A 14741-nucleotide genomic window follows, 5' to 3' on the forward strand; every position below is an offset into this window, starting at 1 on the left:
TCACGAACCCTAAAGCTCCTACCTTTTTACCATGGGCCCTAATAGCCTGTTCCGGAAGCGTTCCATGAACCATTTGCTTAAACCCAATTAAAAAGGGCACAACAATCGGTGACAGATACACTTCTCCGATTGAAAAAACCGGATACCATTCGAAAGGTGCTGGAAGTTCACCTCCTGGAATCATAACGAACATCGGAATTAGCCATATTCGTTGAGAAACATACACACCTATTGGCTGTCCCCGCTTGGAAACCTCCAACTGAGGGGATATCTTTTTACTTCCATTGCTACAAATCAGAAAGCCTTCAGCAATCAATAAAAACCCAATCAAAATAACAAGTGTTGGATAGACAGATTGATTCAACTGATTAAACGCATCCTGAAATATCGGCAGTTGGATATCTCTATCGTATAAAAAGAAAAGGATAAAGAAGGTGACTCCCATTGTATAAACGGGTGAAACAAATCTCCGGTTCATGGTCAGCACAGCTATCATCGTAACCGCTGCCACAATGATTAGCGCCGCCAGCGGAATGACGATTCCAGAAGCCAAGGTGAGGAAAGAAAGAATTAATCCCCAGATCACTCCTTGCGGAAACAAAGCACGCAGCTCCATGGATTTTCTGTAAATCTTCGTATTAAAGTCACGGCGTTCTCGTTTAACGCGAAGATAGCCTATGAATAAACAATATGCAATTGAAACATAAAGCAATGGATGAAGAAAAAGTTTTCCTAATCCTAGTAAGCATGCACTCAGCCAATCTGTTGTCAATTTCTTCCCACCATCCTTTCAAGTAATCAAATGTATGTATAATTTCTCCTAGTCAGTTACCTCCTATTCTATCAAATATGTCAGCTCCCTGCCTATTAAGATGAAGAAAAAAAGCGTTTCCTTAAGTTTTCTCCGTTCATCGTATTTAAAATATCCACCCTGCAAATTGAACATATGCAAAAAAGGCACCGCTACAAATGAGCGATGCCTTCTCCTTTACTTCACCACATAATTTAATGCCGTGCGCAACTGAATATCATTGTCTTCATCCTGAATTTTTTCCAGAATTGCGGTTTCTAGGTGTGCAGCGGTTTTAGTGTCCAGTTTACCAGTCACTTTCAAACCATACTGCTTTTGGAATGCTTTAACTGCTATCTCTGTACTCCAGTCATAATAGCCATCTTCACGTCCCGTTTCAAAACCAAGTCCTTTTAAAATAGTTTGGGCATATTGAATTTGTTCATCAGTCATATCACGCTGCAGTACCTTTTCAACGGACAGCTGATGGGCATCAAAGAAATCCGGCTGTTTTACTTCAATTGTAGGCTTTATCCCCTTTTTATGAATCCAGTTCCCAGATGGCGTCAGCCACTTGTATAGCGTAAGTTTAATCTTGCTGCCATCTCCCATTGGTACAGCCTGCTGTACAGTTCCCTTGCCGAAGGTCTTCTCACCGATCAATGGGTAGCCCCCCGCCTCCTGCATCGCACCAGCCAGGATTTCTGAGGCCGAGGCACTGCCCTTATCCGTCAAGACGGCGATTGGATAATCCTTTTCTTTATTTAGATTTGTAAAAAAGGATTGCGTTTCTCCCGTTCTCTCAGCAATTTGTAAATATGGTTTATCCTTTGTTATAAACTCTCCAAGTATCGTTTCCACACTCGATAGGAGGCCGCCTGGGTTGCCGCGGACATCTATGACCAATCCTTTAATCCCTTTCTTTTCTAACTCCTTCATCTGCTTTTTAAAATCAGATGCGGTATTTTCCGAGAAAGTGGTTAATTCGATATAGCCAATTTGCTCTCCCGCCGCTTCTTTAATCGATGAAAAAACAGTATCAAGTGGAATTTCAGCACGAACCATATTGAATTCAATTGGATTTGAAACCCCCGCACGCTTTATTTCCATTTTAACGGCTGACCCTTTTTCACCACGGATTTTTAAGCGTGTCTCATATAAATCCAAACCTTCGACACTTTCATCATTCACCTTAAGGATTTGATCCTTCGGCTTTAACCCTGCTTTTTCAGCAGGGGAGTCTTTGTAAGGAGACACAATAATGACCTTACCATCTTCCATCCCGATTTCCGTACCGATCCCTTCAAACGAGGAATCTAAAGTTTCATTAAATTGCTTAGCGGTTTCCTTGTCCATATATACGGAATATGGATCTTTCAAAGCTGACAGCATACCTTGAATGGCACCTTCGACAAGGTGAGAACCGTCAACCTTGTCCACATACTGATTTACGATCAAACCATAAGCTTGTTCCACTTTTGCCCATTCCTTATCTTTTATTACCATTTGCTTTTCCTGTTTTGTCTCATTCTTACCTGGGAAGCTTGTCCAATATATGCCCCCCCCTGCCCCAATAACTAATGACATAATGATCGCTAGAGGAAGTACCCATTTTTTGACCATATTTATCCCCATTTCTGCCCTGATATGTATTTCACTATATGAGCAACTTGGAGGAAATATGCTTGTAGACAATAGTAAACAAAACAAAAAAACAGACTAGTATTTTATCCTAGTCTGTTTTTCTATTGATGTATTGGGTATTAATTAGGTATGTAGTTTAATGGATTTACTGCATTTGACTTGCTATAATTCCATGCACCTTTATGTAGCTCAAAGTGTAAATGCTGACCGTATGAATGTCCTGTGTTCCCCATGATACCAATTTGTTGACCTTTGGCAACAACAGAACCAGTACTTGCTTGTCTAGAGCTTAAATGTGCATACACCGTTGTCCATTGCTGACCACTGATTGAATGGGTAACAAAGATAACATTACCGTATGTACTAGAGAAGTAAGAACGGCTTACAACTCCGTCTGCTGCCGCTACAACAGGAACCGTTCCACTAGCAGCAATATCAATGCCGGCATGCTGTTTATTCCAACGTTCACCCATTGTTGAAGATACATATCCTGCACTTGGTCTAGTAAAAGTACCCGATGAAACAGCTGGCACTTGACTTACATTAGACGAAGATTGGGATGGTGATGGTGATGGTGAACTGCTGCTTTTTGCACTAGACCCTGAAGAAGAAGATTGTTTTTTTGATTCAGCTGCCTGTGATGCCGCTTGTGATGCTGCTTGTGCCGCTGCTTGCTCTGCACGTTTTTTCGCTTCGGCTGCCGCTTTTTTACGAGCTGCTTCCAATTCTGCAAGGCGGTTTTGTTCTAAGTTGATAGCCGATTTGATAGCCGTTTCTTGAGCAGCAAGGTTCTCTTTTTCTTCCTCTAAGCCCATTTTCTCATCTTCATGTTTTTTGGTTTGTTGCTTTAATTTCTTAACTAAAGCAGCCTTTTCTTGCTTCTGCTGTTTTTGTTGCTTTTGGATTTCCAAAAGTTCGGCTTTGGCTACTTCTAAACTAGCAAGCTTCTTTTCAACAGCTGTCTGCTTTTCTTCTAGGTCCTTTTTATCCAACTCATGCTGCTTTAAAATATCCCGATCGGCTTCAGCAATTGTCGCTACAGCTCCGACGCGGTCAATTAAATCACCGAAACTGGATGATCCGAATAACACTTCTAGGTAGTTCACGTCCCCACCAGTCTCTTGGAAAGAACGCGCCCTTTCCTTCAATACTTCATTACGTTTGGCGATCCGTTCTTTTAATACTTTAATCTCTTCTTTTAATGCTTCAATTTCTTTTTTCGTTTGTGTAATTTCAGCATTTTTAGCATCGATTTTTTTTGTCGATTCTGCAATTTTTGCTTCAATGGCTGCAATTTGTTCCTCTGCCGTCAATTGTTTATCATGCAGGTTATCGATTTTTTTCTCAGTATCGGAAATATTCGATTCAACACCCGAACGTTTCTCCTGAATAGATTCTTTCTTTTGTTGCAAATCTGAAAGCGATTCAGCATAAGCCGAAGGTGCAGCTATAATGCTCCCCAACCCGATCATTATTGAAGCATTCATGGCAATGATATTTTTTTTCAACGTTTCATTTCCCCTTTCAATCCCGTCACATCTAACGCCTTGTAACGTCTCTCTATTTGTACTAGGCTTCTTTTGACATTCGAGTGTAAAAGAAGGTGTGAAGATACATTTTTATACTTTTAAGAATTTCCTAACGGACATCAAGCTGCCCCATATCCCGATAACCGCGCCTATTGCAATAAGAATGGCCGAAACTTGATAAATAAACGGGCTTGCAGGTAGAAAATCTATGAATTTAAACGTAATCTGTGGTGCTGCATATTTATAAATATTGTAATAGAGTACTGAAATCAGACCAATTGGCACGATTGAACCGAGAATTCCCAACCAGAGTCCCTCTAAGAAAAATGGCCAACGGATAAAGTTATTTGTTGCTCCTACTAATCTCATAATCTCAATTTCTTTTCTTCTAGCTACAATTGTAATTTTAATAGTATTAGAAATAAGGAACATCGCAGTAAAAAGCAAACCTACAATAAGAACGATTCCTATATTTCTGGCTATATTCACGAAACTGAATAGTTTCTCGACGTAGCCTTGTCCATATTTAACACTCTGGATATATTCAAAACCTTCGATTTTTTTTGCCACCTTGATGACATCTTGCGGAGATTTCGTTTTGATAATGTAAACGTCCCTTAATGGGTTGTCCTGTTCAAATGGTTTGAAGGCATCACCATTATCGCCTAAATCATCTATTAAATTGGTGAGCTCTTCATCTTTTGGAGAGAATATGACTGTTTCGATGCCGCTCATCTCTGTAATTTTCTTACCGATTGCTTTTATATCGTCATCATTCGCAGCATTATCAATATGTGCACGAACTTCGACATCCTTCTCCACATTTCCCGCGATATGATTTAAATTCATCATGAGCACTAAAAAAACGCCAACCAATGTTAGAGTAACTGTTACTGCACTGACTGATGCAAACGTCATCCAACCATTACGGCCAATATTTTTAAAACTTTCACGGAAGTGACGGAGTAATGTTCTAAATTTCATATCCGTAATCACCTCGATGTTCGTCTCGAACTATTTTTCCACTTTCAATGGCAATGACACGTCGTTTAATATTGTTAACGATGTCCCTATTATGTGTGGCCATGACAAGTGTTGTTCCACGATTATTAATTTCTTCAAATATGTTCATAATTTCCCATGATGTTTCAGGATCTAGATTCCCTGTAGGTTCATCAGCGATAACCACCTTAGGGTCATTGACGATCGAACGTGCAATCGCAACCCTCTGCTGTTCTCCACCAGATAGTTCAGAAGGGAGCATTCTAGCTTTATGTTTAATCCCTACTAGGTCAAGAACTTCCATGACTCTCGTTTTAATTTCTTCTGGTTCTTTTTCGATAACTTCCATCGCAAATGCTACATTTTCATAAACTGTGAAGGTTTGAAGGAGTTTGAAATCTTGGAATACCATACCGATATTACGGCGGAATAGAGGAACTTTCGAATTGCGGATACTTGGAAGGCTGACACCATTTACCAAGATATTACCACTTGTCGGCTTTTCTTCCCGATACATCATTTTGATGAAGGTCGATTTACCGGCACCGCTGGGTCCTACTACATAAACGAATTCGCCTGGTTTTATTTTTACATTTAGCCCATTAATGGCAATTACGCCATTAGGATAGGTCTTTTTCACATCTATCATTTCTATCATTCTAAAACCACCTAATTTGCTTGTTTTTATATTTATGTAACTAAGCTTTTTCGACAATTTTCACTGGAATCTGACAGGAATCTTTCTTACTAGAGCACAGAAACATTATAACATCTAATTTTGTCAAATTAAGAATAAAAATATTACAGTTTCATTTCATTGAGAAAGATTATCAACATCTACGTAATAATTCTAGGATTAGTTTTCTTGATTAGGGATTAGTTGTGGGTTTTCTGTGGATTTATAAGGAGGATAAATAAAACGCCCTGCTGTATGCAGAACGTTTCTATAGTCGTTATTTATGTTCAGCAAGCCATTCAGCAACTTTGCTCGCTTCGGTTCCCTGAATTATACCTTTTGGCATTGCTCCTTGACCTTTTGCAATGACTTGCTCGATTTCATCTTTTGATAATCTCGAACCAACTTTCGTTAAATTCGGTCCTACGCCACCTTCAAGATTTACTGCATGACAGCTTGAACATTTGTTTTCATAAATTTTCGCTGCATCTCCTGCATCTACGGTTGTAGTTTCGTTTTGATCACTTGCTGGCTCATTATCTGCATTATCATCGTTTCCTCCGCACGCAGCCAAGGCGAGAGACGTACCCATTAATAAGGCTAACCATTTCTTTTTCATAGAATTTACCCCCTCTGTTTTATACCAGTACAGAAATATTATACCAATTTTAATCTAGTTTAAAACCCTCCCCAAGTACTTCCGATGCATCCATTACGATCACAAACGCTTTAGGGTCAACAAGTTTAACCAATTGTTTCAATTTAGTGAATTCCGACTGGTCTATTACACACATCAAAATTGGACGAGTATCATCCGTATAGCCGCCATACCCGGAAATTCGTGTTACTCCCCGGTCTAGCTCATGTAAGATAGCATTCCTTACTTCCATTTCATTATTCATGATAATTAATGCCATCTTAGAACGATTCAACCCAACCTGAACGAGATCAATCGTCTTGCTTGTCACATATAAACCTATTAACGCATAAAGCCCTTTTTCAATATCAAAAACAATCGCAGCGCTTAAGACAATGATTCCATCAATGACAGCTACACATGTCCCTAATGACATATGGGTATACTTATGAATAATCTGTGCTGCTAAATCCGTTCCCCCGGTGGAACCCTTCCCGCGGAAAACAATTCCTAACCCAAGGCCCACCATAATTCCCCCACATATTGAACCAAGCAAAGCATCATTCGTCCATGGCTCCCAATCCTTTGTAAGGAATACGACAAGCGGTAAGAACAATGTTCCAATCAGACTCTTTGCACCAAAATGCCGTCCAAGTATAATAAGTCCTGCAATAAATAAGGGAATATTACATCCCCACAGTACATAGGCTGGTTCCCAACCGAGCGTAGAATCGAGAATCGTACTAATTCCGCTGACTCCGCCTGAAGCAATTTGGTTGGGAAGCAAGAATACATTAAAACCAATTGCAATAATAGCCGAACCGACAATTACCAACCCGTACTCCATTAACTTTTGTATCAAAGGGTGCTTTTGCTCCCGGTATCTTTTTCTCATTCTATATTTTCTCCTATAAAACCATCATTTTTTATCTAGTATTGGCCGAACGTTGTATTGCATCCCCTATAATATCCTGTAAAAGTCAGCCAAATGACTTTAAAGTGGTAGTGAATTGAACTTCCATGTATACGTAATCATAAAAAAAGCCGAACCAGAAAATCCGGCCCGACTTTTACTTCTTATAATTTTGAACGTAAATAGGCATCAATGAACATATCGATATCTCCGTCCATGACAGCTCCCAAGTTTCCTGTCTCCGCACTAGTACGGTGGTCTTTTACCATGGAGTAGGGATGGAAGACGTAAGAACGGATTTGGCTTCCCCAGCCAATTTCCTTTTGCTCCCCGCGAATTTCATCCAAATCGGCTTGCTGTTGTTCAATTTCAAGTTGATATAATTTGGCTTTCAGCATATTCATGGCTTGAGCCTTGTTTTTGATTTGCGATCTCTCGTTTTGGCACGTTACCACAGTATTTGTAGGTAAATGCGTAATCCTTACGGCTGAGTCAGTCGTATTAATATGCTGACCACCTGCCCCACTTGCCCGGTACGTATCAACCTTCAGATCTTCCGTACGAATTTCTATATTAATCGTCTCGTCGAATTCCGGCATAACTTCGCAAGAAACGAATGAAGTATGACGGCGCCCTGATGAATCGAAAGGAGAAATCCGAACTAGACGGTGAACACCTTTCTCTGCTTTCAGATAACCATATGCGTTATGGCCCTTGAACAGCAGCGTGACACTCTTGATTCCAGCTTCATCACCTGGAAGGTAATCAAGGGTTTCTACTTTAAAGCCCCTTTTTTCACCCCATCTTGTATACATACGAAGCAACATTGAACCCCAATCTTGGGACTCAGTTCCACCTGCACCAGGATGCAATTCCAGAATTGCATTTTTCGAATCATATTCTTCACTTAGTAAAAGTTGAAGTTCAAATTCATTCATCTTTTGTGAAAGAATCGTGATTTCTTCTACCAACTCAGCAAGAAGTTCTTCATCGCTTTCTTCTTTCACTAATTCATACGTCAAATCCAGATTTTCATATGCATCATTCAAATCGGACAATTGATTGACTTGATCTTTCAATGCATTCGTTTCATTGATGACAGTCTGTGCTTTTGACTGATCATTCCAAAAATCAGGGTGTGTCATCTCATTTTCTAGTTGTGCGATTCGTGCCTCTTTTTCATCTAAGTCAAAGAGACCCCCTAAAGTCCGTTAATCGTTGTGCGGTTCGTTCAAGTTCATTTCTAATTTCTGCTAATTCCATTTCTCTTCACCTCATTAAGTATGTTAAAAAAACCCCTGTACAGGGATGTGTTTCAGTCCAATAAACATCTTCAAACTATACGCAAACTAAACATGAAAAGAGGCGGCAAGTTCTTACACCGTCTCTCTTATCATTATACACCTAACTTTAGGCTAAATTACCATGGCAATTCTTATATTTTTTGCCGCTACCACATGGACATAAGGCATTTCGCCCGACTTCATCCTTTTTACGGGCTGGAGCCTTCTTCACTTTTCCTCCATCTTCTTCCTTCGGATTGACCGCTTGTCCTTTTATGACTTCTTTCCGCTCTAAATTGTTGCGAATTTCAGCTTTCATAATGTATTTAGCGACTTCATCTTCCATGGAGGCAATCATAGCTTCAAACATTGCGAAACCTTCTGATTGGTATTCACGAAGTGGGTCAATTTGACCATAAGCACGAAGGTGAATCCCTTGACGCAATTGTTCCATAGCATCGATATGGTCCATCCACTTGCTATCCACCGCACGAAGAACGATAACCTTTTCAAACTCTCGCATTTGATCTTCTGAAAGCTCTGCTTCTTTTTGATCATAGTCTTCTTTCACTTTACCTAAAATAAATTCAACCAATTCCGATTCATTTTTTCCTTCTAAATCTTCTATTGTAATTGAACCTTCATTGAATAGGTTACCATTCAAGTAATCGACAAGACCTTGTAAGTTCCAGCCTTCTTCATCACCCATTGGAGCAAACGCAGCAACATTGCGCTGAATGGATGCCTCAATCATCGTCTCAACAATTTCACGTAAGTTTTCACTTTCCATCACATCAAAACGCTGTTTATAGATGATTTCCCGTTGTTGACGTAGGACATCGTCATACTGCAGCAATTGTTTACGCGAATCAAAGTTATTCCCTTCCACTCGTTTCTGAGCGGATTCAACGGCTCTCGTCACCATTTTACTTTGAATTGGCTGTGAATCATCCATACCAAGACGTGCCATCATACTTTTCATATTATCCGAACCGAAGCGTCGCATCAGTTCATCTTCCATTGATAAATAGAATTGAGTAACCCCAGGATCTCCCTGACGACCGGAACGACCACGCAATTGGTTATCTATCCTTCGACTTTCATGACGCTCCGTACCGATAACAGCAAGGCCGCCAAGTTCTTTGACACCTTCGCCAAGCTTGATATCCGTACCACGGCCAGCCATGTTAGTAGCGATTGTAACTGAACCTTGATTACCTGCATTCGCAATGATTTCTGCTTCACGCTCATGATTCTTTGCATTCAAAACATCATGAGGTATACCTTTTTTGGATAAATACGCAGAAATGACTTCAGACGTTTCAATGGCAACAGTACCAACGAGCACTGGCTGCCCTTTTGTATAACGCTCAGCGATGTCTTCCACAACAGCGCGGAATTTCCCATCCGTTGACGCGTAAATAAGATCGGCGCGGTCATCACGAAMAATATTCCGGTTTGTTGGAATCGCAATAACATTCATATTATAGATATTCCGAAATTCCTCTTCCTCTGTCTTAGCTGTACCTGTCATACCAGAAAGTTTTTCGTACATCCGGAAATAGTTTTGGAACGTGATAGTTGCAAGTGTCATGCTTTCATTTTGAATTTCAAGGCCCTCTTTTGCTTCAATTGCCTGATGAAGACCTTCACTATAACGACGGCCCTTCATTAAACGGCCAGTGAATTGATCAACGATGACAATCTCGCCATCTTGAACAACATAATCCACATCCAAATGCATGGAAACATGCGCCTTCAAAGCCTGATTAATATGATGGTTTAAGGTAACATGGTTGATATCGAACAAGTTATCGATATTAAATGCTCTTTCAGCACGGTTCATACCCTCTTCGGTCAGCTGAACACCTTTTGTTTTTTCATCATACGTATAGTCCGTTTCTTTTTGTAACGTCCTCACAAACGCATTTGCTTGGATGTAAAGCTGCGCCGATTTTTGCGCTGAACCAGAAATAATCAATGGCGTTCTCGCTTCATCAATCAAAATCGAATCGACTTCATCGATGACAGCAAAATGCAACGGACGCTGTACCATTTGTTCTTTATACAAAACCATATTGTCACGCAAGTAATCAAAGCCTAACTCATTATTCGTGCTATAAGTAATGTCAGCATTGTAGGCAGCTTGTTTTTCTTCTTTAGAATGACTGTTCAAATTCAACCCAACAGTCAAACCCAGGAAATCATACAATACACCCATCTCAGTTGCATCACGGTGCGCCAAGTATTCATTGACAGTCACGACATGCACACCTTTACCAGTAATCGCGTTTAAATAAACCGGCATGGTTGATGTTAATGTTTTACCTTCCCCCGTTTTCATCTCAGAGATGTTTCCATCATGAAGTGATGCCCCACCCATGATTTGAACACGGTAAGGATACAAACCAAGAGCTCGTTTTGCCCCTTCACGCGCAACCGCAAAAGCTTCAACAAGCAAATCATCCACGGTTTCCCCGTTTTGATAACGCTCCTTAAACTCCTCTGTTTTGGCGCGCAACTGCTCATCCGATAACGCAGCTGTCTCATCAGCCAGCGCTTCGACCTGATCAGCGACTTTTTCCAGACGCTTAATTTCTCGCTTATTCGGATCAAAAACTTTATTTAATATATTAAGCATTCAATAACGCTCCTCTATTATGGTAATGATCATTCAATAACACATTCATATAAGTAAGAAGAAACACACCTTCTGTTAATACTAATCCAAGCTTAATTTTAACACTTCTATTCTAGAGGTACAACTTCATGTCACTCTATGTCTATGGACCTGAATTCAGTTCTTACGAAAAACATTGGATAAAAGAGGGGTAAAACTGTTAAAATAGAGGGAAGTAGCAAAAGTACATTACACACTCCCCACTTTTCACATGAGTCTTTAGCAAGACAAACGAAAATGCGAAGTAAACAGTAACCTTCTATCAATAGATATTTTGGGTCCCTCTATACTGATAGTCAGTTGAAGCAATCTAGCTTTTCAGGCTTCCTATTCCTGTGATTTTATGTGGGTTTAAAACTTATAAATCGAAGATAAATAGAACATGTTTCGAGGTGGTATTGTTGATTGGTGAACGTGTAAAAAAACTGCGAGAAGAAAAGAAAATGTCAATGACTGAACTAGCCGATAAAGCCGGAGTAGCAAAGTCATACTTAAGTTCGCTCGAGCGTAACTTACAAACGAATCCTTCTATTCAATTTCTCGAAAAAATCTCTGCTGTACTTAACATTCCTGTAGATGCCCTTCTTTACGATGCGCCAAATAAGGAATCCTTGGACACTGACTGGATGAAAATTGTTGAGGAAGCTATGAATTCTGGCGTTTCAAAACAACAATTCAGAGAGTTCATTGAGTTTAATAAATGGAGAAAAGATAAAGAAGAATAGATGAATTATAAACTATCTACACAAACATAAATAGTACTGATCTATCAAACTAGTATTGGTAGAATTTTAGAAAATAAAATAATCCCTATAGACAGCTATGTTGTAAATCAACTGTTTATAGGGATGTTTTTTTCATTCCTTTTTGGTTCTTAGTTTTCATTGTTCTCCTCTAGTGACACATTTAGATTCTCTTTTTTAAAAAAAGCACTAATTTCTTCTTTCTTTAAACCCAATTTCCTAGCTTCTGAAATCAACTTCACCCATTCTTGATCCACTTCCACGTTAACCACCTCTTTTATCCTCCTAAAATACTACTTGTATGTATTTCAGGCAGACCAGCCATCTTAGCATTAAGCAAACTTAGGCCTGTGCCTTTGCGCCCTCATCTTTCGCTGAGCTTGCCTTTGTCAGGGTAATTATTACAAAAACTATATTATTATGTTATTATAGCGAATATTCACTCCAAATATTGCCACTTTATGTCGCTAATTTACCACAATGTATAACTTTTTATCGACAAAATATTACAAAATCAAGAAATCCATGATATTTTTTGTCTATTTCATGTACAAAACAAGATGGTTCAAATGATTCACGTTCTTTTTTTATAAAATTATAAACATTGCCCTTCTTATTCAAACGATGAGGCATATTAATTCTTTCCATAATAAGTGCATCAAAGGCTTTTTGCGCAGACAGGTCCTCACCGCAGGTCGGACAAAGCCAACCTCCATATTCTGCACTGCTAAAAGACGCTCTATGACATGTATAGCAATTTTTCTGATACAAAAATCCAACTCCTCTGCACCATAATCAAATTGTTTTATATAAATAATTATTGTTCTTTTTAAAGAACTTTAATCCGAGTATAGTACAATAGGAGGGGTTATTTAAATAGGTATAAATGTCTATTTATCTTATTAAAGAACATAAAATGTTCTTTTTAAAGAAAATACAATACATTCCATACTTCATTGTGTTTTTTAGAGAACAATGAAATCCCCAGGAGCCAACCAATTAATCGATACTATTTGATACCTTGTTTTCAACAGATGAATTTTACTTATTATCACATTATCAAAACACTTATCGAATTGCCGAAAAATATTTAAGGAAAAAGGAAGGAAATATAAACAACCATTGACTTCTATGGTTGAAATCGATGGTTATTTTTCCAGAGCTTATCGAACTCCTTAGCCCAAATGAACATTGCAATGGATAGAGTAAAATGTAAAAAGCACAACCCATAGTCTGGGTTGTGCTTTTGTTTATAGATTCATATTAACTAGGTTCAATTAATCCGTAGCGCCCATCTTTACGACGGTACACAACGTTCGTTGTATTTGTATCCGCATTAGTGTAAACGAAGAAACTGTGACCAAGCATATTCATTTGCAGAATCGCTTCTTCACTATCCATTGGTTTCAAATCAAAGCGCTTATTGCGGACTACTTCAATATCAGTATCATCTTCAAATTCATCCACCACTTCATCAATTTCCGTATTAAAGGCGAACGCCTCAGGAGTTGTTGATAAGTTGTTACGGAATTTACGATTGACTTTCGTTTTATGTTTACGAATTTGGCGTTCAAGCTTGTCATTAATCAAGTCAATAGCAGCATACATATCCGCATTTTCCTCTTCAGCGCGAAGAACCAAATTCTGCATAGGAATCGTCACTTCGACCTTGGATGTATTATTGTTAACTTTCAAATTCACTAACACATTTGCATCTGGTGTATTGTTAAAATATCGTTCTAACTTGCCAATTTTCTTTTCGACGTATTCTCGAATTGCTGGAGTTACCTCAATGTTTTCACCGCGTACGTTGTAATTCATAAAGTGAGTCCTCCTTAAATTAAGACTATACAGTTAGATTCTACAATACCCCTCCGGTTTCCTTTAGAAACACATCATGAAATATGTCGAAATTTTGAAACAATTGTCGGAAGGTTAGGAAAGGGTTGATGTCTGCCCTAGCTTTATTATAACAAATACAAAGCTATAAAGAAAAAATTAAGCCCTTAATATTTACAGAAAATTTAAAAACAATTAACATTAAAACTGTTTGCAATTAAAACGGCTGATTAATATCTAATTTCTTTTATCGTAGAACACGCCATCTGTGGATAATGATTGATAAGGGTTCACATATTTATTAGTAGATTCTTTTTTGAGACTTAGCTGTTTAATATCGCGTTGGATTTCTACTTTTTGTTCTTCTAGGAGTTGTGAAACTTTTTCGTTGAGTTCGATTAACTTCTTCCCTAAATCCTGTTCAGAATCAGAAAAAGGCGGTTGAATCCCTGCCATCAACTTCTCCCGCTCCTCAAGTAAGGCCTCAACCTTTTCAATTTTCCGGTCCCGATCCTGCTCATTTTCCAACGTCGAAAGCAATTGGTTCGTTGCCTCATAAAAATGTTGAATAGCTCCCATTATGCTTGACCACTATTGGCAAATTGCTTCTGGCGGTTCAACTGAATAGCTTCCTTCCATGTATCACGAAACTCCATGACAAACCCTTCAACCTCTTCTAAAATATCCAGATCACTTTTAATGTTGGCTTCAATCAAGCGTCGATTCAAATAATCATAAAGGGACATTAATTCCTTGGATATAGCCAAATCCATTTTTAATGTGACCATTAGCTCCTGAATGATTTTTTGCGCTTTAATTAAATTCGTGTTTTTTTCTTGAAAGTTTTTTTCCGCAATTGCTTTTTTGCTCAATGTAATAAACTTAAGGCATCCATTATAAAGCATTAACGTAAGTTCACCTGGAGAGGCAGTATTCACCGAATTTTGTTGATAAGATTGGTAGGGATTATTGATTGCCATCATTCAAACTTCCTTTCTAAAGTTG

General features: G+C 38.8%; 14 protein-coding genes, 1 pseudogene and 1 riboswitch. Of the genes and pseudogenes, 1 reads left to right on the forward strand and 14 read right to left on the reverse strand.

The genetic code is table 11. From position 1 onward, the window contains the following. The 9 genes and pseudogenes from AC1DUW_RS07220 to secA form a co-directional block, all read right to left on the reverse strand. Positions 1–772, reverse strand: a pseudogene (locus AC1DUW_RS07220) (PDZ domain-containing protein); the annotation flags it as partial. Positions 773–988: 216 nt separating this feature from the next. Then, complete coding sequence (locus tag AC1DUW_RS07225; RefSeq protein WP_053348581.1) at positions 989–2413, reverse strand: S41 family peptidase; 1425 nt, start codon at positions 2411–2413, stop codon at positions 989–991. A 140-nt stretch (positions 2414–2553) separates the two neighbouring features. Beyond that, a complete protein-coding gene (locus AC1DUW_RS07230) occupies positions 2554–3942 on the reverse strand; it encodes a murein hydrolase activator EnvC family protein (protein WP_477642264.1) in 1389 nt (462 codons plus the stop codon). Between the two features lie 111 nt (positions 3943–4053). Continuing rightward, positions 4054–4947, reverse strand: coding sequence for a permease-like cell division protein FtsX (gene ftsX / locus AC1DUW_RS07235; protein ID WP_201187375.1), 894 nt, complete (start codon positions 4945–4947; stop codon positions 4054–4056). Next, positions 4937–5623: a cell division ATP-binding protein FtsE gene (gene ftsE, locus AC1DUW_RS07240; protein WP_477642265.1), complete on the reverse strand. Its 687-nt coding sequence runs from the start codon at positions 5621–5623 to the stop codon at positions 4937–4939. The genes ftsX and ftsE overlap by 11 nt, the downstream gene beginning before the upstream one ends. 295 nt (positions 5624–5918) lie before the next feature. After that, complete coding sequence (gene cccB / locus AC1DUW_RS07245; RefSeq protein WP_053348577.1) at positions 5919–6260, reverse strand: cytochrome c551; 342 nt, start codon at positions 6258–6260, stop codon at positions 5919–5921. Between the two features lie 49 nt (positions 6261–6309). Then, positions 6310–7125: a YitT family protein gene (locus AC1DUW_RS07250; protein WP_376106588.1), complete on the reverse strand. Its 816-nt coding sequence runs from the start codon at positions 7123–7125 to the stop codon at positions 6310–6312. A gap of 230 nt (positions 7126–7355) precedes the next feature. Continuing rightward, positions 7356–8454, reverse strand: a protein-coding gene (gene prfB, locus AC1DUW_RS07255; RefSeq protein ID WP_235569524.1) for a peptide chain release factor 2 whose coding sequence is annotated in 2 segments (ribosomal slippage) — positions 7356–8390 and positions 8392–8454 — 1098 coding nt in all. Because the reading frame shifts where the segments join, the coding sequence is not laid out codon by codon here. Positions 8455–8601: 147 nt separating this feature from the next. Beyond that, positions 8602–11115, reverse strand: a complete 2514-nt coding sequence (secA, locus tag AC1DUW_RS07260) for a preprotein translocase subunit SecA (RefSeq protein ID WP_477642266.1) — start codon at positions 11113–11115, stop codon at positions 8602–8604. 440 nt (positions 11116–11555) lie between these two features. Between secA and AC1DUW_RS07265 the strand changes: the two genes are divergently transcribed. Further along, complete coding sequence (locus AC1DUW_RS07265) at positions 11556–11879, forward strand: helix-turn-helix domain-containing protein (RefSeq protein ID WP_053348573.1); 324 nt, start codon at positions 11556–11558, stop codon at positions 11877–11879. A 149-nt stretch (positions 11880–12028) separates the two neighbouring features. Here AC1DUW_RS07265 and AC1DUW_RS07270 read toward each other — a convergent pair whose 3' ends face one another. From AC1DUW_RS07270 to fliS, 5 genes are all read right to left on the reverse strand, one after another. Next, the gene (locus AC1DUW_RS07270; protein ID WP_477642267.1) at positions 12029–12169 is read right to left on the reverse strand and encodes an anti-repressor SinI family protein; all 141 of its coding nucleotides are present in this window, start codon (positions 12167–12169) and stop codon (positions 12029–12031) included. Positions 12170–12205: 36 nt separating this feature from the next. Next, positions 12206–12292: riboswitch (cyclic di-GMP riboswitch) on the reverse strand. 97 nt (positions 12293–12389) lie between these two features. Further along, on the reverse strand, positions 12390–12668 hold the full coding sequence (locus tag AC1DUW_RS07275; RefSeq protein WP_116821166.1) for a hypothetical protein: 279 nt from the start codon (positions 12666–12668) through the stop codon (positions 12390–12392). 492 nt (positions 12669–13160) lie between these two features. Beyond that, the gene (hpf, locus tag AC1DUW_RS07280) at positions 13161–13718 is read right to left on the reverse strand and encodes a ribosome hibernation-promoting factor, HPF/YfiA family (protein ID WP_053348571.1); all 558 of its coding nucleotides are present in this window, start codon (positions 13716–13718) and stop codon (positions 13161–13163) included. A gap of 255 nt (positions 13719–13973) precedes the next feature. After that, the gene (fliT, locus tag AC1DUW_RS07285; RefSeq protein WP_053348570.1) at positions 13974–14315 is read right to left on the reverse strand and encodes a flagellar protein FliT; all 342 of its coding nucleotides are present in this window, start codon (positions 14313–14315) and stop codon (positions 13974–13976) included. Continuing rightward, a complete protein-coding gene (gene fliS, locus AC1DUW_RS07290; RefSeq protein WP_053348569.1) occupies positions 14315–14716 on the reverse strand; it encodes a flagellar export chaperone FliS in 402 nt (133 codons plus the stop codon). The genes fliT and fliS overlap by 1 nt, the downstream gene beginning before the upstream one ends. Between the last annotated feature and the right edge of the window lie 25 nt (positions 14717–14741).

It is taken from the genome of Peribacillus sp. P4_C12 (assembly GCF_056402095.1).

Coding starts and splice junctions, on each gene's coding strand:
- AC1DUW_RS07225 (WP_053348581.1), bottom strand. CDS start 2,413: ATGGTCAAAAAATGGGTACTTCCTCTAGCGATCATTATGTCATTAGTT.
- ftsX (WP_201187375.1), bottom strand. CDS start 4,947: ATGAAATTTAGAACATTACTCCGTCACTTCCGTGAAAGTTTTAAAAAT.
- ftsE (WP_477642265.1), bottom strand. CDS start 5,623: ATGATAGAAATGATAGATGTGAAAAAGACCTATCCTAATGGCGTAATT.
- cccB (WP_053348577.1), bottom strand. CDS start 6,260: ATGAAAAAGAAATGGTTAGCCTTATTAATGGGTACGTCTCTCGCCTTG.
- AC1DUW_RS07250 (WP_376106588.1), bottom strand. CDS start 7,125: ATGGAGTACGGGTTGGTAATTGTCGGTTCGGCTATTATTGCAATTGGT.
- hpf (WP_053348571.1), bottom strand. CDS start 13,718: ATGAATTACAACGTACGCGGTGAAAACATTGAGGTAACTCCAGCAATT.
- fliT (WP_053348570.1), bottom strand. CDS start 14,315: ATGGGAGCTATTCAACATTTTTATGAGGCAACGAACCAATTGCTTTCG.
- fliS (WP_053348569.1), bottom strand. CDS start 14,716: ATGGCAATCAATAATCCCTACCAATCTTATCAACAAAATTCGGTGAAT.